At 68.8% G+C, this 26936-nt stretch carries 19 protein-coding genes and 1 riboswitch; of the genes, 16 read left to right on the top strand and 3 right to left on the bottom strand.

Features of this window, described 5'->3' with window-relative positions:
- Window positions 1-186: 186 nt before the first annotated feature.
- The 5 genes from ACTJJK_RS18285 to ACTJJK_RS18265 all read left to right on the top strand — a co-directional run bounded on the left by ACTJJK_RS18285 (window position 187) and on the right by ACTJJK_RS18265 (window position 10618).
- Window positions 187-2874 carry a TonB-dependent receptor gene (locus tag ACTJJK_RS18285; RefSeq protein ID WP_440730894.1) on the top strand — a complete coding sequence of 896 codons (2688 nt, stop codon included), beginning with the start codon at window positions 187-189 and terminating at the stop codon, window positions 2872-2874.
- A 194-nt stretch (window positions 2875-3068) separates the two neighbouring features.
- Complete coding sequence (locus ACTJJK_RS18280; protein ID WP_440730893.1) at window positions 3069-5489, top strand: family 20 glycosylhydrolase; 2421 nt, start codon at window positions 3069-3071, stop codon at window positions 5487-5489.
- A gap of 243 nt (window positions 5490-5732) precedes the next feature.
- On the top strand, window positions 5733-6371 hold the full coding sequence (locus ACTJJK_RS18275) for a hypothetical protein (RefSeq protein WP_051885214.1): 639 nt from the start codon (window positions 5733-5735) through the stop codon (window positions 6369-6371).
- A gap of 195 nt (window positions 6372-6566) precedes the next feature.
- Window positions 6567-7763: an EAL domain-containing response regulator gene (locus ACTJJK_RS18270; RefSeq protein WP_440730892.1), complete on the top strand. Its 1197-nt coding sequence runs from the start codon at window positions 6567-6569 to the stop codon at window positions 7761-7763.
- Window positions 7764-7771: 8 nt separating this feature from the next.
- Entirely contained in the window at window positions 7772-10618 is a 2847-nt protein-coding gene (locus ACTJJK_RS18265; RefSeq protein ID WP_440730891.1) for an ATP-binding protein, read from the top strand.
- A gap of 430 nt (window positions 10619-11048) precedes the next feature.
- Here ACTJJK_RS18265 and ACTJJK_RS18260 read toward each other — a convergent pair whose 3' ends face one another.
- Together ACTJJK_RS18260 and ACTJJK_RS18255 are read right to left on the bottom strand one after the other, a co-directional pair.
- Window positions 11049-11822: an ankyrin repeat domain-containing protein gene (locus tag ACTJJK_RS18260; protein WP_440730890.1), complete on the bottom strand. Its 774-nt coding sequence runs from the start codon at window positions 11820-11822 to the stop codon at window positions 11049-11051.
- A gap of 161 nt (window positions 11823-11983) precedes the next feature.
- Entirely contained in the window at window positions 11984-13489 is a 1506-nt protein-coding gene (locus ACTJJK_RS18255) for a hypothetical protein (RefSeq protein WP_440730889.1), read from the bottom strand.
- Window positions 13490-13778: 289 nt separating this feature from the next.
- Here ACTJJK_RS18255 and ggt point away from each other — a divergent pair, with 289 nt between their 5' ends.
- The 3 genes from ggt (at window position 13779) to ACTJJK_RS18240 (ending at window position 17282) form a co-directional block, all read left to right on the top strand.
- On the top strand, window positions 13779-15509 hold the full coding sequence (gene ggt, locus ACTJJK_RS18250; protein ID WP_440730888.1) for a gamma-glutamyltransferase: 1731 nt from the start codon (window positions 13779-13781) through the stop codon (window positions 15507-15509).
- A 299-nt stretch (window positions 15510-15808) separates the two neighbouring features.
- A riboswitch (S-adenosyl-L-homocysteine riboswitch) is annotated at window positions 15809-15889 on the top strand.
- A gap of 12 nt (window positions 15890-15901) precedes the next feature.
- Complete coding sequence (locus ACTJJK_RS18245) at window positions 15902-16882, top strand: ATP-grasp domain-containing protein (RefSeq protein ID WP_440730887.1); 981 nt, start codon at window positions 15902-15904, stop codon at window positions 16880-16882.
- A 43-nt stretch (window positions 16883-16925) separates the two neighbouring features.
- The gene (locus ACTJJK_RS18240) at window positions 16926-17282 is read left to right on the top strand and encodes a gamma-glutamylcyclotransferase family protein (RefSeq protein ID WP_440730886.1); all 357 of its coding nucleotides are present in this window, start codon (window positions 16926-16928) and stop codon (window positions 17280-17282) included.
- 25 nt (window positions 17283-17307) lie between these two features.
- Here ACTJJK_RS18240 and ACTJJK_RS18235 read toward each other — a convergent pair whose 3' ends face one another.
- Window positions 17308-18798, bottom strand: a complete 1491-nt coding sequence (locus ACTJJK_RS18235; RefSeq protein WP_440730885.1) for an AAA family ATPase — start codon at window positions 18796-18798, stop codon at window positions 17308-17310.
- Between the two features lie 344 nt (window positions 18799-19142).
- Here ACTJJK_RS18235 and ACTJJK_RS18230 point away from each other — a divergent pair, with 344 nt between their 5' ends.
- From ACTJJK_RS18230 to ACTJJK_RS18195, 8 genes are all read left to right on the top strand, one after another.
- A complete protein-coding gene (locus tag ACTJJK_RS18230) occupies window positions 19143-20051 on the top strand; it encodes an AEC family transporter (RefSeq protein ID WP_440730884.1) in 909 nt (302 codons plus the stop codon).
- 152 nt (window positions 20052-20203) lie between these two features.
- Window positions 20204-20833 (top strand): ParA family protein, encoded by a 630-nt coding sequence (locus ACTJJK_RS18225; RefSeq protein WP_031373100.1) that lies wholly within the window; start codon window positions 20204-20206, stop codon window positions 20831-20833.
- Window positions 20834-20996: 163 nt separating this feature from the next.
- Complete coding sequence (locus ACTJJK_RS18220) at window positions 20997-21473, top strand: SixA phosphatase family protein (RefSeq protein WP_031373099.1); 477 nt, start codon at window positions 20997-20999, stop codon at window positions 21471-21473.
- Window positions 21464-22171, top strand: a complete 708-nt coding sequence (locus ACTJJK_RS18215; RefSeq protein WP_161786138.1) for a YceI family protein — start codon at window positions 21464-21466, stop codon at window positions 22169-22171. The genes ACTJJK_RS18220 and ACTJJK_RS18215 overlap by 10 nt, the downstream gene beginning before the upstream one ends.
- Window positions 22168-24099 carry a phospholipase D family protein gene (locus tag ACTJJK_RS18210; RefSeq protein WP_440730883.1) on the top strand — a complete coding sequence of 644 codons (1932 nt, stop codon included), beginning with the start codon at window positions 22168-22170 and terminating at the stop codon, window positions 24097-24099. The genes ACTJJK_RS18215 and ACTJJK_RS18210 overlap by 4 nt, the downstream gene beginning before the upstream one ends.
- Before the next feature lie 558 nt (window positions 24100-24657).
- On the top strand, window positions 24658-24849 hold the full coding sequence (locus ACTJJK_RS18205; protein ID WP_031373096.1) for a hypothetical protein: 192 nt from the start codon (window positions 24658-24660) through the stop codon (window positions 24847-24849).
- Window positions 24850-25217: 368 nt separating this feature from the next.
- A complete protein-coding gene (locus ACTJJK_RS18200; protein WP_408953896.1) occupies window positions 25218-25577 on the top strand; it encodes a hotdog fold thioesterase in 360 nt (119 codons plus the stop codon).
- A 69-nt stretch (window positions 25578-25646) separates the two neighbouring features.
- On the top strand, window positions 25647-26693 hold the full coding sequence (locus tag ACTJJK_RS18195) for a LacI family DNA-binding transcriptional regulator (protein WP_031373094.1): 1047 nt from the start codon (window positions 25647-25649) through the stop codon (window positions 26691-26693).
- Window positions 26694-26936 lie beyond the last annotated feature (243 nt).

Raw genomic sequence — 26936 nt, 5'->3', positions numbered from 1 at the left:
GCACGCGCGCAAGGCGCGTGCGCGAAACCGCGGCCTCGCATCGAAGGCGGCAACACCGAAACCGGAAACGGCGTCGCCGCGACCGGCTGCATCAAGACAAACAAGACAAGACAAACCGGACTTCGCGACGAACCGGCTTTCCCCGGTCGATCGCCGAGCCATCACCGCCCGAGGGAGGAACAGTTAATGAAAGCGCGCAAGAGCATCCTGTCAGCCAGCATCGTCGCGGTCCTGACCTGTATCGGTTCGGGCCTGGCGGCCGCCCAGGACACCCAGGCAGCAACGAGCCCGTCCGCATCGTCGGAAGCCACCGAGCTCGATACCGTCGTCGTCACCGGCATCCGTGCGAGCCTGGAAAAGTCGCTGGATACCAAGCGAGCCAACGTGACCGTGTCGGAAGCGATCACCGCCGAGGACATCGGCAAGTTCGCCAACACCAATGTCGCCGAAGCGATGTCGCAGATTCCCGGCGTCACTCTCGATCGCCGCTTCGGCCAGGGCGAGCGGGTCAGCATCGACGGCACCGATCCCAGCCTCAACCTGACCTTCCTCGACGGCCATCCGGTCGCGCAGGCGATCTGGCTGTACGGCGAACAGCCGAACCGCGGCTTCGACTACACCCTGCTCGCGCCGGAAATCCTCGGCCGCCTGGAGATCATCAAGTCGTCGGAAGCGCGCATCACCGAAGGCAGCCTCGGCGGCACCGTGCTCATGCACACCCGCCAGCCGCTCGACATGGACGCCAACTCCGTCGCCGGATCGGTCAGCTACAACTACAGCGACCAGGGCAGCAAGGGCCGCCCGAGCGCGTCGCTGCTGTACAGCTGGAAGAACCCGGAAGAAACCTTCGGCGTCTCGGTCGCCGCGCAGCACTACGAAGAGCAGGTCGATCGCCAGGGCCTGGAAATCTTCGGCTACGCGAAGGCCTCGACCTTCACCAACGCCGCACGCGCCGGTCTCGACCCGAACGCGGAAGTGCCGAACTCGATCAACGCCGCCTGGTTCCAGCAGCACCGCAAGCGCGACAGCGCCGTGGTCAACCTGCAGTTCAAGCCGAGCGACGAGTGGGAGTTCAACCTCAGCGGCCTGTACATCAAGGAAAACTTCGACAACTACAACCAGTCGCTGTACAGCTTCCTGACCTGGAACGACGGTACCGTCGCCGCGGTCAACCGCCTCGGCGATGCGAAGAACGGCGTGGTCACCAGCGGCCACTCCAACGCCAACGCCGATGCCACCGGCGGCACGGTGCTGTACGACAACAACGTGCGCGAGTCGGAAGTCGAGACCAAGGGCATCGACCTGCGCACCGCGTTCGACGGCGAGGGTTGGGGCTTCAAGGGCCAGATCGGCAGCAGCAAGTCCGAGAACAAGCACCTCGCCCAGTACTTCATCGAGCCGGTCTACAACGGCGGCTTCAGCTGGGACATCGACCGCGGCATCACCTTCGACAACCCCGACGCCGCGCGCAATCCGGCCAACTGGGGTCCGTCGGGCGGCCTGGTCAACGGCTGGATGGGCAACAACGGCGTGTTCTCGACCGAGAGCAAGGACACCTACGGACAAGTCGACTTCAACGTCGAGTTCGACAGCGTGTTCAACAACCTCCAGTTCGGCGTGCGTCGCGCCAAGCATGAAGAGTCCTTCGAGCTCAACATCTACGGCCCGGTCAACCGCGGCACGCTGGCCGATGTCGGCACCGTCGGCCTGACCGACATCCGTGGCTTCAGCAACGACCACGGGCGCCACATCCAGGTCGGCCGCGGCAACGTGCTCGACTGGGTCAAGGGCAGCCCGCTGAACTTCGCCAACCCCGACCCGGCCGGCTTCCTCAACAACACCTGGGCGCTGGAACAGACCAACACCGCGGCCTATGTGCAGGCCGACTTCGCCAGCGGCGCCTGGCGCGGCAACTTCGGTTTGCGTTACGTCGAATCCAAGACCGACGCCAGCGGCTTCGTCTACGGCGGCGCGCCTTCGCTCGACAACCTGGCCGGCAAGTGGCAGACCAAGTCGAAGAAGGAAGACTTCGTGCTGCCGTCGCTGAACGTGGTCTACGACACCGGCAACGACGTGCTGCTGCGTTTCGCCGCGGCCAAGGTGATCGCCTGGGCGCCGTACAACCAGATGGTCAACAACACCTTCCTCAACGACACCACGTATAACGGCAGCGGCGGCAACGCCGACCTGTCGCCGTACGAGTCGACCAACTTCAACCTGTCGGCCGAGTGGTACTTCGCCGAACAGTCGGTGCTGGCGGCGTCGGTCTTCTACAAGGACATCTCCAACTACATCGACAGCGCGGCCCGGATCGAACGCCAGTACAACTCGATCCGCGACACCAACCGGGTCGTGTTCGACACCACCCTGGTCGGTTTCCACGGCTGCACCGCGGACGGTTATTGCGACTACGACATCCAGCGTCCGCGCAATGCCGGCAAGGGCAAGGTCAAGGGCTTCAACGTCAGCTACCAGCAGCCGTTCGCCGACACCGGCTTCGGCCTGACCGCGAACTACACCTACGCCGACGGCGAAAACAACACCGGCGACCCGCTGCCGTACCAGTCGCGCGACAGCGTCGCGATCAGCCCGTACTACGAGAACGGCCCGCTGACGTTGCGCCTGTCGTACAACTGGCGCAGCCATTACCTGGCCGGCGGCTACGTGGCCGGCGCAGCGCCGGCGAGCGTCGACGCCTACTCCGAACTCGGCGCCAGCGTGGGTTGGAAGTTCAACGAGAACATGGCCTTGTCGTTCGACGCCATGAACATCCTCGACGAGGAATACGTGCAGTACTCCGGCAGCAAGAGCAAGCCGGTCGGTACCTACCACAGCGGCCGTCGCTACATGGCCGCGTTCCGGTTCAACTTCTGATCCGCACCGCAACACGCACGCGCCGGCCGCTAGGCCGGACGCGTGGCCACGTCGCCGGGATCGCCACGATCCCGTCGGCATCTCGCATCCGAAGCCCGGCACTCACCCTGCCGGGCTTCGCCGCATTGAGCACCGCACACTGACACCGCCGGCGCGCCTCCACGCACGCCGGCCACGAACGGAGCAGCGCAACGATGAAAACGCGTACCGCCTGGAACCTGGCCCTGGCCAGCGCCGCGGCGATCGGACTGGCCGCCTGCCAGAACACGACCCCGTCGGCCGGCTCTACCTCGGCCGGCGCCGGCTCAGCCGACGCCACCTCCACCGCCGCGAGCGGCGCCGAGCCGGCGATCGCCGCGCATGCGAGCGCGGTGATCCCGCGCCCGGCGCAAGTCGTCGCCGGCGAAGGGCGGTTCGTGTTCGGGCCGCAGACGCGTCTGGTGGTCGCCGCCGACGACACCGCCGCGCGCCGCGTCGCCGAGGATTTCGCCGCACGCGTGCAGCAGCTGCGCGGCTTCGCGCCGAGCATCGACAGCGGCGGCAAGCCCGGCGCCGATGCGATCGTGTTCGCGCTCGACCCCAAGTCCGCCGCCAGCGGCGACGAGGCCTACACGCTGGAGATCGGCCGCGACGGCGTGCGCGTGCAGGCGCGCGCCGCGGCCGGCCTGTTCTACGGCGCGGTCACGCTGTGGCAGTTGGCCACCGCCGACGGCGGCAAGGGCGCGGCGAGCATCGCCGCGCAGCGCATCGACGACGCCCCGCGTTTCGTCTGGCGCGGCCTGATGCTCGACGTCGCCCGCCACTTCCGCAGCGTCGACGAGGTCAAGTCGGTGCTCGACCAGATGGCGCTGCACAAGCTCAATACCTTCCACTGGCATCTCACCGACGACCAGGGCTGGCGCGTGGAGATCAAGAAGTACCCGCGCCTGACCGAGGTCGGCGGTTGCCGCATCCTCGCCGGCGCCGCCGGCCGCGATGCCGAGGGCAAGCCCAAGCCCTATTGCGGCTACTACACCCAGGAGCAGATCCGCGACGTCGTGCGCTACGCCGCCGAGCGCCACATCACCGTGGTCCCGGAAATCGAAATGCCCGGCCATGCGCAATCGGCGATCGCCGCCTATCCCGAGCTCGGCGTCACCGACGTCGTACGCAAGGCGCCGCCGGTGTCGCCGGACTGGGGCGTGCACACCTATCTGTACGGCGTCGACGATTCGACTTTCGGCTTCCTCGAAAACGTCCTCGATGAAGTCGCCGGGTTGTTCCCGTCGCGCTACATCCACATCGGCGGCGACGAAGCGGCCAAGGACCAGTGGATCGCCTCGCCGAGCGTGCAGGCCAAGATCAAGTCGCTCGGCCTCAAGGACGAGATGGCGCTGCAGAGCTGGTTCGTCGGCCGCATCGCCGGCCACCTGCAGAAGCACGACCGCATCCTGCTGGGCTGGGACGAGATCCTCGAAGGCGGCAAGCTGCCGGCGAGCGCGACGGTGATGTCCTGGCGCGGCACCAAGGGCGCAGTCGAGGCCGCGCGCGAAGGCCACGACGTGGTCGTCGCGCCCGACCGCCAGCTCTACCTCGACTACGTCCAGAGCGATCGCGACGACGAGCCGAGCGGACGCTTCCCGATCAGCACCCTGCGCGACTTCTATCAGTTCTCGGTGGTGCCGCCCGAGCTCGACGCGGCCCAGAGCAAGCACGTGCTCGGCGCCCAGGCCAACCTGTGGAGCGAGCACCGCCGCAGCTTCGAGCGCATCCAGACCGCGCTGTACCCGCGCCTGGACGCCCTGGCCGAAGTGGTGTGGTCGCCGCAGGCGCGGATCGACTGGAACGACTTCCAGCAACGCCTGGCCGCGCAGATGGCGCGCTACCGCGCCCAGGACGTGAAGGCCTCCGACGTCGCGTTCGCGGTCAAGTTCAAGGTCGAGGACGGCGCCGACGGCGCCGCGCCGAAGCTGGCGCTGAGCAACCAGACCGGCTTCGGCGAGATCCGCTACCGCACCGACGGCCAGGAGCCGGGCGTCGACGCTCCGCTGTACCGGCAACCGCTCGCCGCGACCCTGCCGCTGGACGTGGTGGCGACCACCTTCGTCGACGGCAAGGCGATTTCCGCGCCGCGCCGTTTCAGCGCCCGCGACCTGTCCGACCTGAGCACCCGCACCAGCGCCGGCCTGCGCCCTTGCCGCGAGGGCTACAACCTGCGCCTGGAGGACGACGCCGCGATCGAAGGCAAGGGCGACGGCGCCCGCGCCTCGCTGACCACCAACCTGATCGACCCCTGCTGGATCTACGAAGGCGCCCGCCTCGACGGGGTCGGCCGGATCGAGGTCCGGGTCGGCCAGGTGCCCTACAACTTCCAGCTCTGGCACGACACCAAGAACATCGTGACCCGCAAGGCCGAACTCGGCGGCGCCCTGGAAGTGCGCGTCGACGACTGCAAGAGCGCACCGATCGCGCGCCTGCCGCTGGCCGAGGCCAAGCGTTCGGACGGCCTGAGCACGCTGCAGGCGACCCTGCCGAAGCTCGCCGGCCGCCACGACCTGTGCTTCGTGTTCGCCAGCGGCGGCCACGACCCGCTGTGGGCGCTCGACCGCGTGACCCTACGCCCGGCCGCGAACTGACCCGGTCAGGCGCCCTTCGCTCCGCCGCGGCGACCGCGGCGGAGCGCTCGCCCACTGACCGCCGCTGCCCGTCCTTGCCCGAGCGTACCCGCGCCGGGGATGGCCGACCCGGCCGCAAGCGAGCGATGCCGCCCGTCCGTATCACGCTATTCGCCCGCTTGCGTCAAATAAATTATGTGCGCGGATTCATGGATTGTGCATCGCAGCGGTTAGCATGTAGGGGTTCCAGGGGGATCTACAAACATGCCTATTCGCAAGTTGTTGTTGGCTGCGGCACTCGCCGCCGCCGTGGTATCCGGCTCCGCCGGCGCCCAGGCCCTGTCGAAGCCGGGCGAGTTCTACTTCGACGCCGACGCTCAGACCACCAAGCCGGTGGTCGCGATCAAAGAGAACGGCGACGCAGCCATGGAACGGCTGGCCAAGATCATCGAACGCAAGGCGCACGCGCCGACCGAGGCCGCGCAGCTCGCGCACCTGGCCATGGAAGGCGGCCGGGTCGAGTTGGGCCGCCAGTTGTACGGGCGGGCGCTGCGCGAGATCGACAGCGGCAGCACCTACTGGCGCGCGATCATGTGGAACTACGCCTGGGATCTGTACCACCTCGGCGCCCACGAAGAAGCGTTCAAGTACTGGGTGACCCTGCACGGCGCGCGCAACGTCAGCGCCGCATGGATGCCGCCGACCTACGCGGTCGCGCTGTGGTCGTTGGGACGCAAGGACGAAGCGGTGGAGTGGTATGCCGCCGCGGTGCGCAGCGAACCGGACCTGTGGCGCGACAGCTCGCGTTACGCCGAGCTGCTGCCGGCGTGGCGCGACAGCGACCGCGCCACCCTCGCCCAGGTGCAACAGGCCTGGGCCGAGAACCCGCCGCGCTGGCCGTAAGGCCGCGCAAGACCGCGCCGGGCGCCTCGCCCGGCCTGNATGCCGCGCCGCTTTTTCGTGGCGAGGACCGCAACCGCGACCGTTCGTCGCCGTTGTTTCCGTTGGACTCCTTACACGGCTACAGTCGGCCGTCCACAGCCGCGCGTTCGCTCGACGACGTCGGTCTGTCGATGCGCCGTCGCAGCCGAGGATCGGATGTCCCTTTCGCTACTGAGCGTTGTGGTGGTCGAAGACCACGGCTTCCAACGCCGCATGGCGCTGCGCCTGCTGTCCGAACTCGGCGTCGCCCGCCTGCACGAGGCCGGCGACGGCGCCTCCGCGCTGCGCCTGCTGCGCTCGCTGGCGCAGGTGCCGGACGTGGTGTTGGTCGACCTGGACATGCCGGGCATGGACGGCATCGAATTCATCGACCACCTAGCCCGCGAGCACTTGGCTCGCGCGATTCTGGTGGTCAGCGCGCTCGACGCGGCCCTGCTGCACACCGTCCAGACCATGGCCCGCGCCTGCGGCCTGCGCGTGCTGGAGGCGGTGCCCAAACCGCTGACCCGGAGCAAACTCTCCCAGGCCCTGGCCGGCCTGGAACTGGTCGCCGCCGCGGTCGCCGACGACGACCCCGGCGAGATCGGCCTCGACAGCCTGCGCGCGGCGCTGGCCGCCGGCGAGATCGTGCCGTGGTTCCAACCGCAGGTCGAACTCGGCAATGGGCGGGCGATCGGCGTCGAGGCGTTGGCGCGCTGGCCCCGCAGCGACGGCCGCGTGGTGCTGCCGCAGCATTTCCTGCCGTTGCTGGAAAACGATGACCTGGTCGACGAACTCACCGAACAGATGCTCGCCCAGGCCTGCCGCTGGAAACGCCAGTGGGACCGCAGCGGGCTGCGCCTGAAACTGTCGGTCAACGTCTCCGCCTCGACCCTCGACGATGCCGGCGCCGCCGACCGCTATCAGCGCATCGTCCGCGAGGCCGGCGTCGACCCGGCCGAGGTCGTGCTCGAACTCACCGAAAGCTCGCTGATCGCCGACGCCGCGCGCGGACTCGGCGTGCTCGCGCGCCTGCGCCTGAAGGGCTTCGGCCTGTCGATCGACGACTTCGGCACCGGCTGGTCGTCGCTGTCGCAACTCTCGCAGGTGCCGTTCACCGAATTGAAGATCGACCAGGAATTCATCGCCGGCGCCAACCAACAGCCGCGCAAGCGCGCGGTGGTCGAGGCCAGCCTCGACCTGGCGCGCAAGCTCGGCCTGGACGCGGTCGCCGAAGGCGTGGAAACGGTCGAGGACTGGCAGATGCTGGCCGAACTGGGCTGCGCGATCGCCCAGGGCCGGCTGATCGGCGACGCGGTGCCCGGCGAAGAGTTGCCGGCCCTGCTCGGCCGCTGGCGCCGGCCCGAACATTGAGGCGCGCGGTGTTCGCCTGGCTCGACCGCTTCAGCATCCGCCACCAGTTGTGGGGGCTGTTCGGCCTGTTCCTGCTCACCGGCGCCAGCGTGCTGGTGATCGACGAGATCGAGCAATACCGCGCGCGCCGCACCCTGCAGACCTTGCAGGACGACGCCCTGCTCGGCCTGCGCCTGATCAAGACCGTGTCCGACGGCTACGGCCTGGACGTGGTCGACACCACGTTCCGCGTGCGCAACTACCTGGTCGACTGGGACGAAGGCCTGCAACGCGTCGACAGCGCCCAGCGCCGCGTCGACCAGGCCTGGCCGCGCCTGCAGGCCTTGCCGCATTCGGCCGAGGAGCGCGCGCAGTTGCACGCCGCCGCCCAGGCCCGCCGCACCGCCGACGCCGCCGCGGCCGAGCTGCGCGCGATCCTGCGCCATCGCGACATCCGCGCACTGGGCCAATTCGCCGACAAACGCCTGTACCCGGCGGTCGACCCGCTGACCCAACGCCTGCAACTGCTGTCCGACCTCAAGCTGGTCCAGGCCGACAGCGTGGTGCGCGCCGACATCGTCCGCAGCGAGCGGGTCAGCCTGATCCGAATCGCTTTGTCGTTGTTCGCCCTGGCCACCGCGGCGCTGATCGGCCGGCGCATCCTGCGCAACGCCTCGCGCGGCATCGACCGCCTGACCTGGCTGGCGCGGCGCATGCGCGAGCACGACTACACCGCCGAGCCCGGCGAGCTGCCGGCCGGCGAACTCGGCGCGGTCATGCAGGCCTTCATCGACATGCGCCGCGACGTGCTCGGCTTCGAGACCGAACTGACCGGGCAGTTGATCCGCAACGAACGCACCCGCGCAGAACTCGAGCAGCGCGAGCGCTTCCAGCGTTCGCTGTTGGATTCGGCGCAGATCGCCATCCTCGCCGTCGACGGCGAGGGCTGCCTGACCCTGGTCAATCCCTTCGCCGAACGCCTGCTCGGGGTCAGCGCGCGGGAGGTGATCGGCCACGAACGCCTGCACACCGTGTTCGAACCGCGCGCCTTACAGGCCTTGGCGAGCGAGTTGAGCGCGCAGACCGGCCAAAGCGTACGCGCCGACTGGACCGCCTTGCGCGAGCTCGCCCTGGCCAACGCCGCGCCGCGCGAAACCCGCCTGCGCCACCGCAACGGCACCTGGGTGCCGGCGCTGGTCGCAGTGTCGGCCACCCACGAAGACGAAGACGCACCGGGCCTGCTGCTGATCGCCGCCGACCTGAGCGCGCTCAAGCGGCTCGAACGCGAACTGCGCGCCAGCGAAGCGCGCGCCCAGGACGCCAACCGCGCCAAGTCCTCGTTCCTGGCGGCGATGAGCCACGAGATCCGCACCCCGATGATCGGCGTCACCGGCATGATCGAGGTGCTCGCGCATTCGCGCCTGGACGCCGAGCAACGCCGCGCCCTCGACGTGATCGAGCAGTCGTCGCAATCGCTGCTGCAAATCATCGGCGGCATCCTCGACTTCTCCAAGATCGAAGCCGGACGCCTGGAGATCGTCACCGAGGCGGTCGACCTGCCGGCGCTGGTGCGCAGCACGATGGCCGGCTTCGTCGGCGCCGCCGCCAGCCGCGGCGTGACCCTGAGCTGCCGGATCGACGCCGGCATCGCCCCGGCGCACTACGCCGACGCCCTGCGCCTGCGCCAGATCCTCGGCAATTTCCTCTCCAACGCGGTCAAGTTCACCGAGCGCGGCAGCATCGAGGTCGCGCTCGAATACCTCGGTCCGGTCCCCGCCGACGGCGACGACGAAGCCCGCGATGCCTTGTGTCTGCGCGTCAGCGACACTGGCATCGGCGTCAGCGCCGAGCAACAACAGCGTTTGTTCGAACCTTTCAGTCAGGCCGACGGCGACACCACCCGCCGCTACGGCGGCACCGGCCTCGGCCTGGCGATCTGCCGGCGCCTGGCGGTACTGATGGGCGGCGATGTGACGATGGAAAGCGCGCCCGGCGTTGGCACGAGCATGCGCTTGCGCGTCGCCCTGGCGCGGGCGCCGGTTTCGGAACTGCGTGCCTCGACCGTCGGCGATGCCGAGGCGACGGCACTGGTCGCGCGTCCGCTGCCCGACCTCGCCACCGCCGAGCGCGAACGCAGCCTGATCCTGCTGATCGACGACCACCCGACCAACCGGTTGGTGATCGCGCGCCAGCTCGCCCTCGCCGGGTATGCCAGCGAAGCCGCCAGCAGCGGCCAGGAAGGTCTGCAGCGCTGGCGCAGCGGGCGCTATGCCCTGCTGCTGTCGGACGTGCACATGCCCGGCCTGGACGGCTACGGCTTGGCTCGCGCGGTGCGCGAACAGGAAACGCGCGACGGCCTGCCGCGCACCCCGATCGTCGCCCTGACCGCGTCGGCCTTGAAAGGCGAAGCCGAGGCCTGCCAGGCCGCAGGCATGGACGACTACCTGGTCAAGCCGGTCGCGGTCGCGCGCCTGGCCGCCACCCTGCAGCGCTGGTTGCCGCACACCGTGCCGCCGCCGGGCACCTCGCCGGCGCTGGCGAGCGACGAACGCGCACGCGTACTCGACGGCGAGGTGCTGCAGCACCTGCTGAGCGACAGCGGCAGCGATACCGCCGAGGTGCTCGACGACTTCCTCGTCGTCACTCGCCAAGACCTGGCCGAGTTGCAGAATGCGCGCACGCAAGGCGACCTCGCCGGCGTGCGCCGTCAGGCCCATCGCATCAAGGGCGCCGCGGCCCTCATCGGAGCCCACGAACTCGGCGAGGCCGCGCAGGCCGTCGAGCAGGCCGCGCACAACGAAGACTGGGCATCGTTGCTGGCGGTGCTCAGCGAATTGGAAACCGCGCTCGAGCGTTTGCGGCGACTGCCGCGCTGAATCGAGCGTGGTGCTGGGCCGGATGAGAACGCCAAGAGCACCCCTCCTGCCCCCCTTTTCCAAAGGGGGGGAGCGGCAGTTGCGGAGGGTGCGGCGCGGGCGGCGGCAGCGATAGGCGCAGCCGCAGCGACGATCGCCTCTACACCTTTCGACCAAGCGTGTTGACTCGCCCCTTTGACAAAGGGGCCGCGCCCGGCGCAACGCCGAAGTCTCTCGTGCCTACAGCGCAGGGGATTTGCCGTTGCCGTTGCACCGGCAGCGACGATCGCCTCAAGACCTTCCGAACAAGCGTGTTGATTCGCCCCCTTTGACAAAGGGGGTGGCGCCCGGCGCAGCGCCGGGGTCGCTCGTGTCTACAGCGCGGGGGATTTGCTGTTGCTGTTGCTGTTGCTGTTGCTGTTGCCGTTACTGTTGCTGTTACCCCAACGCCCTACTTCGCCTGCGCATCCTCGATCGGGATTTGGTGCTCGCGCAGCCATTCGATCACCGCTTCGCGCTCGCGGCGGGTCTGGCCGTTGAGGACCTTCTCTGGGGTCATGAACATGAAACGCTGAAAACTCGCGCCCTGCACGTTGCGGGCGTTCGGGCTCGCGCCGGCCTGCAACAAGGTCAGGGCATGGCCGAATTCGTTGACCTTGGCGGCCTGGTGCAACGGGGTGTTGCCCATGCGGTCGGCCAGGTCGGGCTTGGCGCCGGCGGCGAGCAGGGCCTTGAAGTTGTCGGCGCGCTCGCCCATCAGCGCCGCCGCGAGCGGGGTGGCCTGAGTGACGGTGTTCGGGGTGTCCGGGTTGGCGCCGCGATCCAGCAGCACCCGCAGGTAACGCGGGTCGTTGGCCATCGCCGCCAGGTGCATCACGGTCATGCCGTCGTCGCTGCCGACCGCCGGGTCGGCGCCGACGCCCAGCAAGGCCTCCAGGCCGGCGCTGCTGTGGTGATACAGCGCCCACTGCAACGGGGTGGTGCCCTTGGCGCCGCGCGCGTTCGGGTTGGCGCCGGCGGCGGCGAGCTCGCGCACGCGCGCGGCATTACCGTCCGCCGCGGCCTCGGCCAGTTCGGCGCTGCGCACGTCGGGGAAGACTTCGCTGGCTTGCATCGATCGGTTTCCCGGGCCTGCACACGCCGTGCAGACCGACAGCATAAGCACGATGGCGGCGGCCATCACGCGCGAGGCCGCGCCGCGCGGGTTCAGATGCGGAAAGTTCATGACGAGGCGCCTGCTCTGGAAGACGACCGTGGTCGGATGGCCGGATCGTAACGCAGCCGCGCCGGCGGATAAGAGAAGGCGGTGCCGTTCACGGGCAGACGCGACCACGCAGCCCGCCGCCGTGGGCGCGCCCACGCCGTCGCCACGCTCGCGTCCGCGCCTCAGTCGAAGGGATTGAGGAAGCTGCCGACGTCGTCGAGGACCTTGGCCGTGCCTTCGGCGACATCGCCGGCGAAGTCGAGGGTGGCCTCGGTCGCGGTGCCCAGGCCATCGAACACGATCTCGGTCAGCTCGCCGGCGCCTTCGGCGACATCGCCGAGGATCTGGCCGCCGTCCTCGATCCAGCCGCCGAGAGTGTCGCCGGCATCCTTGAGGCCGACGTATTCGCCGAGGTCGCGGATCAGGCCGCCGGCAAGTTCGCCGCTGCCTTCGGCGACGTCGCCGACCAGGTTGAAGCCGCCGCGGCCGACGTCGCCAGCCAGATTCAAGGTGCCCTCGGCGAGGTCGCCGGTGAGCTTGAGGGTGCCGTCGATGTAGCGGCCGTCGGCGTATTCGTTGTTGATCACGCCGTCGAGGTCGCCGCCGAAATCGTAGCCGACGTTGAAGGCGTCGACGCCGAGGTCGATCAGTTCCTGGGCGCCGTCGCCCAGCAGGTCGATCGCGGTTTCCGAACCGGTCTCGGCCATGCGGTCGAGGACCCCGAGTTCGTCGCCTTCGATGCTCTCGGTCGGCGTCGGGGTCTGGGTCTTCATCGCCTCGATCACGGTCGCGGCGCCGTGCGCGCTGAGCACGTTCGGCCAGCCTTCCGGATGCTTGAGGTTGAGCTCGTAACCGACCGCATCGGGTGTGCCGTTGAGCACCTCGACGCTCTGCTGCACGCCGGTCAGCGGGTCGCCGTCGACGTTGTAGCGACGGATCTGGCCGTCCTCGGCCTGCGAGCGCGCGTCGTGCGGGCTGAAGCCGAGGTCGCGCAAGGTGTCGTTGCTGAGACCGGCGGCGTTGAAGGTCACCGCGGTGTTGCCGGTGGCCAGCGCCGCGGTCGAGGCCAGGCCGCCGCCGAGCGAGTGGCCGGTGAACACGACGTTGTCGCCGAACGCAGCCTCGGCTTCCTTCGCCAGGGCGACCGCCTGCTTGTACTGACTGGTCTCGAAGCCCAGGCCCTGGCCGACGTCGTTCGCGATGTCGCCGTCGCCGAACGGGCTGAAGCCGTTGGTGCCGGCGAAGGCGACCACGTACTGGCCGTTGTTGTTGGTGTAGACCGCGGCGCGGAAGCCGGTGCCCTCGGTCTCCAGCGAGGCCGGGTCGATGCCGGCCGGCTTGCCGTCCGGGCCCTTGAGGTCGAGCAGTTGCTCGGGGGTGAGCCGGGTCCAGCCGGCGGTACCGGCGCCGTCGGTCTTGTAGACGTCGCTCGACAGCTCGGCCAGCGAGGTGTCGATGGCCCTCTGCGGCTGCTGGCCGTAGAGCTGCTCGCTGAAGGGCTCCTGCGCGGCGGTGTCGACCGGCGCGTGCGGCGAATACGGCAGCTCGACCGGTGCGCTCGCCAGGGTCAGCGGTGGTGCGGTGTCCTGCGGCAGGGGTTGCGAGGACGGCTGCGGGTGCAGCAGGTGATCGATCAGATTCGGCAACTGGGCGAAACGGAACGCACTGTCGAACTCTGGAAAGCTCATCGCGGCCACCCCCTGGGTACTTGAACGCAGCGTATGGACGCGGATTGTGCAGAAACAGCTGGTACGCGCCCGAGCTAGGGTTGACCCTAGGGTTCGGGAGTCGGGAGTCGGGAGTCGGGAGTCGGGAGTCGGGAATCGGGAATCGGGAATCGGGAATCGGGAATCGGGAATCGGGAATCGGGAATCGGGGAGCAAAGCAGGAACGGGAGCGGGAGGGAGGTCAACCTTCGGCCCAGGCGCGCGGTCGCCGGGCTGCGTTATGGTCGGGGTTCACCTGGAGAGGCACCGCATGTCCCGACCGATCACCGCGCCCCGCCGCGGCCTGGCGCTGCTCGCCCTGGCCTGCGCGCTCGGCCTGCCGCTGTCCGCCCCCGCCGCCGACCGCATCAGCGGCAAGGCCTTCGCCACCCGCAGCGAGGTCTACGCCCCGCACGCGATCGCCGCGACCTCGCACCCGCTGACCACCCAAATCGCGCTCGACGTGATGAAGGCCGGCGGCAGCGCGGTGGATGCCGCCATCGCCGCCAACGCCGCGCTCGGCCTGATGGAGCCGACCGGCAACGGCATCGGCGGCGATCTGTTCGCGATCGTGTGGGACCCGAAGACCCAAAAGCTCTACGGCTACAACGGCTCGGGCCGTTCGCCCAAGTCGCTGACCCTGGCCGAGTTCCAAAAGCGCGGGCTCAAGGACATTCCGCCGCACGGCCCGCTGCCGGTCACCGTGCCCGGCACGGTCGACGGCTGGTTCGCCCTGCACGAACGCTTCGGCCGCAAGCCGATGGCCGAGAACCTGGCGCCGGCGATCCGGTATGCGCGCGACGGCCACCCGGTGCACGAGGTCATCGCCTACTACTGGAACGCCTCGGTGCCGCGTCTGTCGAAGTGGCCGGGCTTCAAGGAGCAGTTCACCATCGACGGCCGCGCCCCGCGCACCGGCGAGATGTGGAAGAACCCGAACCTCGCCAACACCCTGGAGCAGATCGCGAAGAGCGGGCGCGATGCGTTCTACAAGGGCGAGATCGCCCGCACCATCGATGCCTACTTCAAGGCCAACGACGGTTTCCTGAGTTACGACGACCTCGCCGCCCATCGCGGCGAATGGGTGGAACCAGTCAGCACCAACTACCGCGGCTACGACGTCTGGGAACTGCCGCCGAACGGCCAGGGCATCGCCGCGCTGCAGATCCTCAACCTGCTCGAACCCTACGACCTGAAGTCCTACGGCTTCGGCAGCGTCGAGCACCTGCATCTGTTCACCGAGGCCAAGAAGCTCGCCTTCGCCGACCGCGCGCGCTGGTACGCCGACCCGGGGTTCTCGAAATCGCCGGTCGCGAAATTGATCTCCAAGGACTACGCCGCGCAGCGGCGCAAGCTGATCTCGATGGACAAGGCCTTGCGCGAAGTGCAGCCGGCGACGCCGAAGGAGCTCGACGAAGGCGACACCATCTACATGACCGTCGCCGATGCCGACGGCATGATGGTCTCGCTGATCCAGTCCAACTACCGCGGCATGGGCAGCGGCATGGCGCCGCCGGGCCTGGGCTTCATCTTCCAGGACCGCGGCGAGCAGTTCGTGCTCAAGGAAGGCCACCCCAATTCGTTCGCGCCGGGCAAGCGCCCGTTCCACACCATCATTCCCGCCTTCGTGACCAAGGACGGCAAGCCCTGGCTGTCGTTCGGGGTGATGGGCGGGGCGATGCAGCCGCAGGGCCATGCCCAGATCGTCATCAACCTGATCGACTTCGGCATGAACCTGCAGGAAGCCGGCGACGCCCCGCGCCTGCAGCACGACGGTTCCACCGAACCGGCCGGCCAGGCCACGGTCATGAGCGACGGCGGCGAACTCGACCTGGAGACCGGCTTCGCCTACGAAACCGTGCGCGAGCTGATGCGCCGCGGCCACAGCGTGCGCTTCGCCCACGGCCCTTACGGCGGCTACCAGGCGATCATGGTCAATCCCCACGGCGGCTACGTCGGCGCCAGCGAATCGCGCAAGGACGGCCAGGCCGCGGGCTACTGAGCGAACCGCTTCGGGCTCGGAATGTAGGAGCGACGTAAGTCGCGACATGCGCAGCGACATGAGCCCACGCAGTCGCGGCTCACGCCGCTCCTACAAAAGCCCCGCGGCTTCAGGGCAGGAGCNCAAGCCGCGACCGCGTCGGCGCACGCGGCTGCGCAGGTCGCGGCTCGCGCCGCTCCTACCCGAAAAGCATCGCCGCGCGATTGACAGCGCCGACTGTGCTATCGAACACTATTCGCGCGGCGTCGAACCAGCGCCGCGCACCAGTTGCGGATCGCTCTCAGGGCCGGTCCGCAGTCCGGACCGAGGGGTGCTGCGACGGAACCGACGCGTTCCGCCACGCTCGATCCGCGATGCCGAGACAAGGGCGCCCTCCCGATCATGGAGGCGTCATGCCCGTTTCTCATACCGCGTCCGACGACGCGAACATCCATCCCGGTGCCGCGATCGGCGCCGCCCACGCTGCCTCGCCGAACGGCTTCCAGCTCGCCGTGGTCACCTCGACCGTCTACGCCGAGTTCCATCCCGACGACGCCGGCCTCGTCGACGCCCTGCGCGGCCACGGCATCGAGCCGGTCGCCTGCGTCTGGAACGACCCGGCCGTGGACTGGACCCGCTTCGATGCCGTCCTGGTCCGCACCACCTGGGACTACTTCCGCCACTACGACGACTTCCTGGCCTGGTACGACCAGATCGAAACCCTCGGTCTGCCGATCGCCAACGAACTGCCGTTGCTGCGTTGGAACAGCAACAAGCGCTACTTGCTCGATCTCGCCGCCCGCGATGTCGCGATCATCCCGACCGTGTTGGCGCGCGGCGACGCCCTCGCCGACGCGGTCGCGGCGATGTCCGGACGCGAAGTGGTGATCAAGCCCACCGTCAGCGGCGGCGCCTGGCATACCGTGCGCGGCCGGGTCGGCGAGGCCGCCTTCGCCGAAGCCCTGGCGGCCCTGCCGCCCGAACTCGACTACCTGGTGCAACCGTTCATGGCCGAGATCGTCGCCGAAGGCGAGTGGTCGCTGATGTTTTTCGACGGCCACTACAGCCACGCCGTGCTCAAGAAACCCGACGCCGGCGACTACCGCGTGCAGACCGATTTCGGCGGCAGCGCGAGCTTGACCGAGCCCGACCCGGTGATTCTCGCCGCGGCCCGGCGCGCACTCGACGCCGTGGCTGCGTTGGGCTATCGCGACCAGGCCTATGTGCGCGTGGACGGGGTGATGACCGCCGACGGCTTCCGCCTGATGGAACTGGAGTTCATCGAACCCTTCCTGCACTTCGCGGCGTATCCCCCGGCGGCGGAGTTGTTCGCCGCGCAACTGGCGCGGCGCTGGCCGAGCGTCGGCGAATCGGCGACGCTCGCCGCTGGATAAGCTTCTGCACCGCGCCGCCGCAAGGCGGCGCAACGGAGTCCGCATGCCCCCCGCAACCACCGAGCCCCTGTTTTCCTATGGCACCCTGCAACAAGCCGATGTGCAGCAGGCCACCTTCGGCCGCCTGCTCGAAGGCCAGGCCGATGCCCTGGTCGGTTACCGCCGCACGATGGTGAAGATCGAAGACGCACAGGTCGTCGCCACCAGCGGCGCGGCCTATCACCCTATCGTCGAAGCCAGCGGCGATCCGCACGACCGCGTCGAAGGCATGGTGTTCGCGATCAGCGCCGAAGAACTGGCCCACGCCGATGCCTACGAAGTCGACGAGTACCGGCGCGTGCTGGAGAGCCTGGCCTCGGGACGCAAGGCCTGGGTGTATGTGAAAGCCCGGGGCGCCTAGGACCGCCGCCTACGGTCGCCGGCCCTCAATCCGCCGCAACCGTGCGCCCGCGCGCCCACTCGCGCAGCGCCGTGACCTGCTCGCCCATCAGCACCGACAAGGGCCGGGTCTGCTTGAGCTCGGCGCGCAACTGGAAATCCGCCAGGGGCGTGTTCGCCGCATGCGCGGCGTACATCGCCGCGACGATGGCCTGCTCGATCTCGGCGCCGGAAAAGCCGTCGCTGGCCTGGGCGAGCGCGACCAGGTCGAAACCTTCCGGCTTCAGCGCGCGCTTGCGCAGATGGCTGGCGAACAATTCCTCGCGCACCTCCGCGACCGGCAGGTCGACGAAGAAGATTTCGTCGAAGCGGCCCTTACGCAGCAGTTCCGGCGGCAAGGCCTCGATCTGGTTGGCGGTGGCGACCAGGAACAGCCGCGACTTGCGCTCGGCCATCCAGGTCAACAGATAACCGAGCACGCGCCGCGACACCCCGCCGTCGTTGTCGCCGCCGTCGCCGGCCAGGCCTTTCTCGATCTCGTCGATCCACAGCACCGCCGGCGACAACTGCTCGGCCGAACTCAAGGCTGCGCGCAGGTTCTTCTCGGTCTCGCCGTGGAACTTGTCGTACAGGGTGCCGAAATCCAGGCGCACCAGCGGCACGCCGAAGCCGGCCGCGACCGCCTTGGCGATCATCGACTTGCCGCAGCCCTGCACGCCGAGCAACAGAATGCCCTTGGGCGGGTCCAGCCCGGGCGGCGCATCGCCGCTGACGAACACGCCGCGGCGTTGCTCGATCCAACGTTTGATCCGGCGCGCGCCGGCGACTTCGCTCATGCGCGCACTGTCGTATTCGTAATGCAGGTGGCCGGAACGGTTGAGCAGCTCGAACTTGAGCTTGGCCAGTTCCGGCAGGTCGTCCGGGCCGATCGCGCCGTCGCGGAAGATCAGATGGCGCGCGATCCGGCGCGCATCGACCGGGTCCAGGCCCTGCAGGTTGCGCACGATCTGCTTGACCACGTCGGCGTCGCTCTCGACTCGGCGCCCGCCGTGCTCGCGCATGTAGTTCTCGGCTTCCTCGCGCACCAACTTGAGCAGGGCGTTGGCGTCCGGCAGGCTCGGTTGATGGCGCACCGCCAGCGACTCCAGATCCGGCGGCAACTCGACCTTGTGCCCGATCAGCACCAGCACATGCGGCTCGCAGCCGCGACGCTGGACGATCTCGCGCAGCTGGCGCTGAGTGCTGGCGTAGCCCAGGTAGGGGTGCGCATCGAACATCAGGTAGATGCCGCGCTGTTCGGCGTCGCGGATCGACTGCAAAGTGTTGGAGATGTCGGGAGCGACCTCGGTCTCTTCGTCGTCGCGGTCGAAATCGACCCGGCGCAGGCCTTCGGTGATCGACCAGCGGTACAGCGCCCGCCACACGTTCATCAATACCTGGCGGAACAGCTCGATCACCCGCGACTCGTCGCGGGTCTCGATCACGATCAATGCGGTGTTGGCGCGGATCAGCGCCGTCAGGTCTTGCAGTTCGCTCATGGGGCCGTTCTTCCGTGGACGCGACATGATACGGCGCGCGGATGGGTCGGCCTCGGAAAAACTCGGGCAACCGCAAATCCCCCACGCCCGCTGCGCGGTCGTTCGCCCCCTTTGTCAAAGGGGGCAACAGCCAGGGCCGCTGCAGCAAGGACGCATCGAACACAGGGCCTTTGCACTCCCACCCGAGGCACTTCCCCCCTTTGAAAAAGGGGCCAGGGGGACTTGCTCTTGCTTCGCTTCCAAACCGCCCGCCCCCTCGAGCGCCGCTAAGCCTAAAGCCGCCTTGAGGCCGCGCCGCGCAACCGCGACCATGCTCTACCACCCGACGTTCGCGATCCCCGTCCATGGCTTTCGACGCCTTCGCCCTGGTCCTGGCCATGCTGGGGCTGGGTTACCTGTTCCAGCGCTCGCGCGTGTTGCCCGACAACGCCGCGCAGACGCTGAACCTGGTCGTGCTGTATGTCTGCCTGCCGGCAGCGGTGTTGCGCTATGCGCCGCGCCTGCATCTGGAACCGGCCCTGCTCGGCATCGCCGCGGTGCCATGGCTGCTGCTGGCCGCGACCGTGCCCTGCGTCGGCGCGTTGTCGCGCTGGCTGAAGTTCCGCCGCGACGAACATGCGGTGCTGCTGCTCACCGTCGCCCTCGGCAACACCAGCTTTCTCGGCTATCCGCTGACCCGCGCCCTGATCGGCGAGCACGCCCTGCCGTACGCAGTGGTCTACGACCAGTTCGGCGCCTTCCTGATGCTGTCGACCTTCGGCCTGTGGGTGCTGGCGCGCTACGGCGGCGACCAGCGGCCCAGCGCCGCCGACATGCTGCGCCGGATCGTGCGCTTCCCGCCGCTGTGGGCCTTGTCGATCGGCTTCACGGTGATGCCGGCCGAACCGCCGAGCTGGATCGCCGGCGGCCTGCAACGCCTGTCCGACGCCCTGCTGCCGCTGGCAATGCTGACCATCGGCCTGTCGGTGAAGCTGACCCTGCCGCGCGACGAGCTCAAGCCGCTGCTGTCGGGGCTGGCCCTGAAGCTGGCGCTGATGCCGGCCCTGGCCTGGGCGCTGGTGCCGTTGCTCGGCCTGCACGGCGAGATGGCCCGCACCACCGTGCTCGAATCGGCGATGCCGCCGATGGTCACCGCCGGCGCCCTGGCCATCGCCCACCAACTCGCCCCGCGCCTGGCCGCGGCGATGGTCGGCTACGGCCTGCTGCTGTCGCTGCTGACCTTGCCGCTGTGGGCGCGGGTCACCCTGAGCTAATCGGAAGCAGGGTTGATCACACGGCGGTCGTGACCGCCTGCCGCGAGCCGACACCCGGCCGCCGATCGTTCCACAGCGTGATCGAACCACCCCGTGATGGCCCCGGCCACACCCCCGGTGTACGCTGCGGTTTCCATCCGGAGGGAGCTCGCATGAAGACCGTGCTGGTGGCCAGTTCGAAGGGCGGCGTCGGCAAGACCACGATCGCCACCCACCTTGCCGCCCAGGCGGCCCTCGATGGCCTGCGTACGGCCTTGATCGATGCCGATCCCCAGGGTTCCTCGACCCGCTGGGCGCAGCGCCGCTCGGTCCTGGAAAGCGCGGTCCTGCCGCTCGACGGCACCCGCCGCAAGGCCTGGCGCAAGAGCCTGCCCGACGATGCCCAGCGCACGGTGATCGACGCACCGGCCGGCGCGATGGCCGACGATCTGGAAAGTTTCCTGGAGATCGCCGACGCAGTGCTGGTGCCGATCCAGCCCTCGACCCTCGATATCGAAGCGACCGTGCCCTTCCTCGACACCCTGGCCCAGCACCCGCGGGTGCGCCGCGGCCAGCTCCGCGTCGGCCTGGTAGGCAACAAGCTCAAACCCTGGACCAACGCCTCGCAGCAGGCCATCGAGCTGCTGCGCGAATGGCCCTACCCGGTGGTCGGGCAGATCCGCGACAGCCAGGCCTATGTGGTGATGACCGCGCTCGGCAAGAGCCTGTTCGACTACCACTCCGCACAGATCCGCGAACACCAGGCCGATTGGCAGCCGCTGCTGAAGTGGATTCGCAAGTAAGGCACGCCGCCTCGGCCGCGGTCGGCGCCGACGCTACCCTTATTCCGATCCGACAGGCATCCTCCTACCGTCGCTCTTCGCACGTCGCAACGATTCGTCCAGCCTTCGCGCGCCTGTCGTTTCCGACCCCGCTTTCACCTCCGCCGCCAGAACTGCCCACTCCATGCGCGAATTGATCCTGCTCCGCCACGCCCACGCCGAGCCGGCCGCCCAAGGCCAGGCCGACCTCGACCGCCCCCTGTCCGCCGAAGGCCTGGCCGAAGCCGAAGCCGCCGGCCGCTGGCTCGCCGAGAACAAGCTGGTCCCGGACTGCGTGCTGTGCTCGCCCTCGCGACGAACGCGCGAGACCCTGGAAGCCGTGCTCGGCGCGATCGGCTATGTCGAACAACGCATCGAGCCGTCGGTCTACGACGCGACGCCCGGTACGCTGATCGGCCTGGCCGACACCCACATCGAAGCCGAGCGGCTGATGCTGGTCGGCCACAACCCCGGCCTGGAGCGCCTCGCCGCGCTGCTGCACAGCGGCCAATCGGGCGACTACCGCGGCATGCCGCCGGGCGGGATCGCGGTATTGAGCGTGCCGGTCGGCACCGGACTGGAACCGGGAGTGGCCCAGCTCAGCGCTTTTTGGTGGCCGTGAACCCGGCGCGGCCGGCGCCGTCGCGCTGGCGGCGCCTTCGCAGTCGGGTCGCCGCCGGCGCCGCCTTCGCGGCCGCGTTCGCTTGCCCGGCCTGGGCGCAGTCGACGTTCCAGGTTTTCGACCCCGACCACACCCGTTTCAGCTTCGAGCTGCGCACGCGCTGGGGCCAGAAGGTCGCCGGCGTGTTTCCGCGTTACGACGGCGAGGTCACCACCCTGGCCGACGGCCGCCACCAGGTGCGGATCCGCCTGGCGACCGCCGCGGTGCAGTTGGGCGATTCCGAGCGCTACACCCGCCTCGCCCGCGGCGAGCGTTTCTTCAATGCCCCGCTGTATCCCTACATCGAATTCCTGTCCGAACCGCACGCGCCCGACCTGGTGCGCACCGGCGGCGCCCTGCGCGGCAAGCTGACTCTGCACGGGGTCAGCCGCATGGAGACCTTCGTGCTCGGCGCGCCGGCCTGCGCCCGTCCCGGCGAGGACTGCGACGCCATCGCCCAGGGCAGCGTCAGCCGCTACGACTACCGCCTCGACGGTTGGCAGTTCGCACTCGGCGACCGGGTTCGTTTCACCATGCAGGTCCGGCTCAAGCCGGGCGTGTTCAAACATCCCGAATCCAAGCCCGCCGAGGCGCGCTCCGGCGAAAGCCACCCGGGCGACCCCGGCCGGGTTCCGGAACGAAAGGAGTCTTTCCGTTGAATGCGGTACCGCGCGGCCTGACGGCCCTGCTCGTCCTATCGTTGTCGGCCTGCGCCACGCTGAGCCCGGCGCAGCGCGACCGCGCCAGCCAGATCGCCGCGCAGGCGCGCTCGACCCAAATCGACTGCGACGCCGCCGAGGCCTGCGCGCAGCCTTCGCCGCTGCGCGAGCTGGGCAGCAAAGCCCTGGCCGCGTCGACCCCGGAGCAGCCGCGCCACTACGCGGTGATCCTCGACCGCGGCCCCGATGCCCTGCTCGCACGCATCGACCTGATCCGCAGCACCACCCGCACCCTCGACCTGCAGACCTACATCTACGACGAGGACGACGCCGGCAAGCTGGTGCTCGACGAACTGCTCGCCGCCGCCCGCCGCGGCGTGCGCGTGCGCCTGCTGATGGACCAACTCGCGGCGCTGCGCCACATCGACACCCTGGCCGCCCTGTCCGGCGCCCACGTCAATCTGGAAGTGCGGCTCTACAACCCGGTGCTGCACCGTGCCCGCATCACCTACCCGCAGTACGTGCTGGCCGCGGCCTGCTGCTGGCGCCGGCTGAACCAGCGCATGCACACCAAGCTGCTGCTCGCCGACGGCCGCGTCGGCATCGCCGGCGGCCGCAACTACCAGGACGACTATTACGACTGGGACGACGAATACAACTTCCGCGACCGCGACGTGCTCGTCGCCGGCCCGGTCGCCGACGCGATGGGCACCGACTTCGAGTTGTTCTGGAACGACCGCCGCAGCGTCCCCGTCGAACGCCTCAGCGACGTCGGCCGGCGCCTGATCTCCGACGGCGTGCCGGCCCTGCCGAAGACCGAGTTCGAGCGCCCCAAGCGCGCCCAGGCCATGCTCGACGATGCCGCCAATGCCGAGACCGTGCGCGAGCGCGTCGCCGACCATGCCATCGAAGTCGGGCAGGTGCGCTACATCTCCGATACGCCCGACAAGCATCGCGAGAACAGCGACGCCAGCGCCCTGGCCTCCGACTCGCTGCGCGGCCTGATCGCGAACTCGCGCAAGGAAGTGATGCTGCAGACGCCGTACCTGGTGCTGTCGAAGGCCGCGCAGAAATTATTCAGCGACCTGCACGAACGCCCCGACGCGCCGCGCGTGATCGTCTCCACCAACAGCCTCGCCGCGACCGACGCCTTCATCGCCTACGCCCTGTCGTACAAGTACAAGCGCCGCTACCTGCGCGAGTTCGGCTTCAACATCTACGAATACAAACCGTTCCCGGCCGATGCGCCGATCGACATCGCCGCGACCGGCGCGACCCTGCCCGCGCTCGGTCTGCCGGGTCTGCCCGAACAGCCGCCGCCGGCGCGCTGGCGCCGCCAGGACCGCAGCAGCGTCGCCTACCCCTACCAGTACCGGCGGCCGCTCGAACGCGAATACGTCGCCACGCGCTATGCGCGCCGCCGCAGCAACGAACCGGTGCCGCTCAAGCGCGCCGGCGTGCGCATCGGCATGCACGCCAAGTCGATGGTCATCGACGACCGCATCAGCGTGATCGGCACCCACAACTTCGACCCGCGCGGCGACCACTACAACACCGAGAGCGCGGTGGTGATCGAGGACGAAGCCTTCGCCCGCGCGCTCGGCGACAGCATCCGCCGCGACATCGCCCCGGCCAACTCCTGGGTGATCGCGCGCCGCGACAAACCGCCGGTGTTCTCGGGACTGGAGTATTCGATCGCGAAGATCTCCGAACACCTGCCGCTGTTCGACCTGTGGCCGGTGCGTTACGCGACCAGCTACGAATTCGTGCCCGGCCCGAACTGCCCGAGCCCGCTGTACCGCACCGACCCGGGCTTCCGCGCCTGCTACAAACCGGTCGGCGATTTCCCCGAGGTCAACCTCGGCGTGAAAAGCCTCACTACGCGCATGTTCACTGCGTTCGGCGCGGGGCTGGCTCCGATTCTTTGATCGCAACGCGGCAACGTTGCGCCGTAAGTCCTCATGCGTCCCTGCTCATGCAGGGAAGCTTCTTCGCCTTGCACTTCCTGTAACCGACGCAGGCGGAAACAGGAAGAGCGGCTGTCTCTGCGCCCTCTTCCGCTGCGCTCTAAACCTCGGAAAGAGGGTTGAGGTAGGGCGCACTCCCACGACCGATCCGCTCGAAGCCCCTCTCCCGCTTGCGGGAGAGGGGTTGGGGTGAGGGTATGCATGAGCGAAAAAGCTGGGATGGGGCCCGCGTCTTCGGAGAGAAACATCTCCCCTCCGGTTTCAGTCCCCTTCGGTCGGTCACATCCGTCGCCTGGCATAGGTCTTCAGTCATAGGTGCGCGATTGCAACCTCCGCGCCCCTCGCCACATCTCTATCAGCAATCCCGGCGCTTGCATCCAGCCGCCGGGGCCCGGAACCCCCACCGGGCGCCCCGAAACACCGGGGCATGACTTCCAGCACATAGCGAATATTGTTTAGGTGTTGTACTTTACCAACACACCGAGTCACTACAGCCCCCCACGACACAGGAAGCCCGCCATGAACGCCCAGACCGCCCGCACCGTTTCCCCGACCGCCACGACCGCTACGGCCACCGTCCAGACCGCCCCGACCGTCCGCCACCAGCACCGCCAGCGCGATTTCGGCGTCGGCTACGGCAACAGCAGCGGCTACGCCAGCAACCGCAGCTACGCCAGCAACTGGGTCCAGCCGCGCTTCCGCTTCGCCTGATCGCAGACGTTCGTCCATGGGCCGGCCGAACGCGGTGACCTCCCCCTCCTCTTTCCGACCCGGACCGGCGCGCACAGTCCCCACTGTTCAACGCGCGCCGTTCCGGGCTTTTTAGAGGACGCCGGGGCCACCCGACCGCCCCGAGCCAATCGCCCAAGCACTGCCCAAGCGCCGCTCCATCGCCTCACCGCAGCATCCGATGTACGCCCGCAACGCCTGCGAGCCGACGCTCGCGACTGGTCCGACCGCGGCATCGCCGCTATCGTGAGGCGATGAATGCCTCCGACACCGCTCCCTCCGCCGCGCGTTCCCCGTTCCGCGGCCACAACACCGTCGCCGACCTCAACCGGCTCTCTCGCAACACCGCGATGGAACCGCTCGGCATCGTCTTCACCGAAATCGGCCCGGACTACGTCCGCGGCACCATGCCGGTCGACGCCCGCACCCACCAGCCTTACGGCCTGCTCCACGGCGGCGCCTCGGTCCTGCTCGCCGAGACCCTGGGCAGCAGCGCGGCCAACCTGAGCGTGCCCGAAGGCAAGATGTGCGTCGGCATCGAGATCAACGCCAACCACGTCCGCGGCGTGCGCAGCGGCACCGTCACCGGCACCGCGCGTCCCGTGCACGTCGGCGCCAGCACCCAGGTCTGGGAAATCCGCATCGAGGACGAGGCCGGCAAGCTGGCCTGCATCTCGCGCCTGACCCTGGCCGTGGTACCCAAGCCCTGACCCGGCGAGTAGGCTAGGACCTCATCCGGCGCAGCAGCGCCGGTTTTTGCGCTGACTCGCGAGAACCCCGTGCGCCGACCCACCATCAAAGACGTCGCCGAACTGGCCCAGGTCTCGCTGAAGACCGTCTCGCGCGTGATCAACGACGAATCCGGCGTGCGCGCCCGCACCCGCGCCCGGGTCCACGAAGCGATCGCCGAACTCGACTACCGCCCCGACCCGTCCGCGCGCAGCCTGCGCAGCGCGCAGCCGTATGCGCTCGGCGTGGTCTACGACAACCCGAACCCGTACTACATCATCAGCGTGCAGAACGGCGTCCTGGCCGCCTGCCGCGAAACCGGCTACGGCCTGCAGATCCATCCCTGCGATTCGTCCTCGCCGCTGCTCGCCGCCGACCTGATCGACCTGGTCCAGGGCGCGCGCCTGGCCGGCCTGGTGCTGGCGCCGCCGATGTCCGAGCGCATGGAGTTGGTCAGCGAACTGGTCGCCCACGGCATCCGCCTGGTGCGCATCGTTTCGGCCGCCGAAGACCCGAAGGACGGTTCGCCCTGCGTCTGGGTCGACGACCGCGACGCCGCCTACGACATCACCGAACACCTGATCCAACTCGGCCACCAGCGCATCGGTTTCCTGTGGGGCGGCAAATCGCACCGTTCCAGTTGGGAGCGCTACAAGGGCTATGCCCAGGCGCTCAACGACTATGGCATCGCCGAAGACGAGAACCTGGTGCTGCCGGGCGATTACTCCTTCGACGACGGCTTCCGCGGCGCGCGGCGATTGTTCGCCCTGCCCGACCGCCCGACCGCGATCTTCGGCAGCAACGACGAAATCGCCGCCGGCGTGTTGGCCGCGGCAAAGTCGAGCGGCATGCACGTGCCCTACGACCTGTCGATCGCCGGCTTCGAAGACAGTCCGTTCTCGAAACAGTCGTGGCCGACCCTGACCACCGCGCGCCAGGCCACCGAAGAGATCGCCCGTCACGCGGCGTATCGCCTGATCGCCGAACTGCGCCGCGAAGTGGATCAGCCCCTGGAAGTCCCGCCGAACGAAGGCTTCAGCCCGATCCTGGTGGTGCGTGGTTCGACCGCCCCGCCGCGTCCGCTGCAGACGCCGTAAGCCGCCGCACGACCACGACGACGCGCCTTTGCTCTTTCCCCCTTTGGAAAAGGTGGCCAGGGGGGATTTGCCGTTGCCGTTGCCGTTGCCGTTGCCGTTGCCGTTGCCGTTGCCGTGAAGATTTTGCAGTTGCGGTTGTTGTGCGTCGCTTGGCACTAGCGAAGGCAATTGAAGACCCGGAGGGCGGCGCGCAGGGATGCGCGCCGTTTTTCATCGGGACAGGGATGTCCCGTATGAAAAATC

The sequence above is a fragment of the Lysobacter sp. 22409 genome, from assembly GCF_052045105.1.
Lineage (GTDB): Bacteria > Pseudomonadota > Gammaproteobacteria > Xanthomonadales > Xanthomonadaceae > Lysobacter > Lysobacter antibioticus_B.
This window is presented reverse-complemented; position numbering and strand designations above follow the sequence as displayed.

Bases quoted from the DNA above. Each gene is read 5' to 3' on its own strand.
- ACTJJK_RS18200 (WP_408953896.1), top strand. From the start codon at position 25,218: ATGGAACCGCTCGGCATCGTCTTCACCGAAATCGGCCCGGACTACGTC.
- ACTJJK_RS18270 (WP_440730892.1), top strand. From the start codon at position 6,567: ATGTCCCTTTCGCTACTGAGCGTTGTGGTGGTCGAAGACCACGGCTTC.
- ACTJJK_RS18235 (WP_440730885.1), bottom strand. From the start codon at position 18,798: ATGAGCGAACTGCAAGACCTGACGGCGCTGATCCGCGCCAACACCGCA.
- ACTJJK_RS18280 (WP_440730893.1), top strand. From the start codon at position 3,069: ATGAAAACGCGTACCGCCTGGAACCTGGCCCTGGCCAGCGCCGCGGCG.
- ggt (WP_440730888.1), top strand. From the start codon at position 13,779: ATGTCCCGACCGATCACCGCGCCCCGCCGCGGCCTGGCGCTGCTCGCC.
- ACTJJK_RS18260 (WP_440730890.1), bottom strand. From the start codon at position 11,822: ATGAACTTTCCGCATCTGAACCCGCGCGGCGCGGCCTCGCGCGTGATG.
- ACTJJK_RS18205 (WP_031373096.1), top strand. From the start codon at position 24,658: ATGAACGCCCAGACCGCCCGCACCGTTTCCCCGACCGCCACGACCGCT.
- ACTJJK_RS18255 (WP_440730889.1), bottom strand. From the start codon at position 13,489: ATGAGCTTTCCAGAGTTCGACAGTGCGTTCCGTTTCGCCCAGTTGCCG.
- ACTJJK_RS18220 (WP_031373099.1), top strand. From the start codon at position 20,997: ATGCGCGAATTGATCCTGCTCCGCCACGCCCACGCCGAGCCGGCCGCC.
- ACTJJK_RS18285 (WP_440730894.1), top strand. From the start codon at position 187: ATGAAAGCGCGCAAGAGCATCCTGTCAGCCAGCATCGTCGCGGTCCTG.
- ACTJJK_RS18275 (WP_051885214.1), top strand. From the start codon at position 5,733: ATGCCTATTCGCAAGTTGTTGTTGGCTGCGGCACTCGCCGCCGCCGTG.
- ACTJJK_RS18240 (WP_440730886.1), top strand. From the start codon at position 16,926: ATGCCCCCCGCAACCACCGAGCCCCTGTTTTCCTATGGCACCCTGCAA.
- ACTJJK_RS18225 (WP_031373100.1), top strand. From the start codon at position 20,204: ATGAAGACCGTGCTGGTGGCCAGTTCGAAGGGCGGCGTCGGCAAGACC.
- ACTJJK_RS18230 (WP_440730884.1), top strand. From the start codon at position 19,143: ATGGCTTTCGACGCCTTCGCCCTGGTCCTGGCCATGCTGGGGCTGGGT.
- ACTJJK_RS18245 (WP_440730887.1), top strand. From the start codon at position 15,902: ATGCCCGTTTCTCATACCGCGTCCGACGACGCGAACATCCATCCCGGT.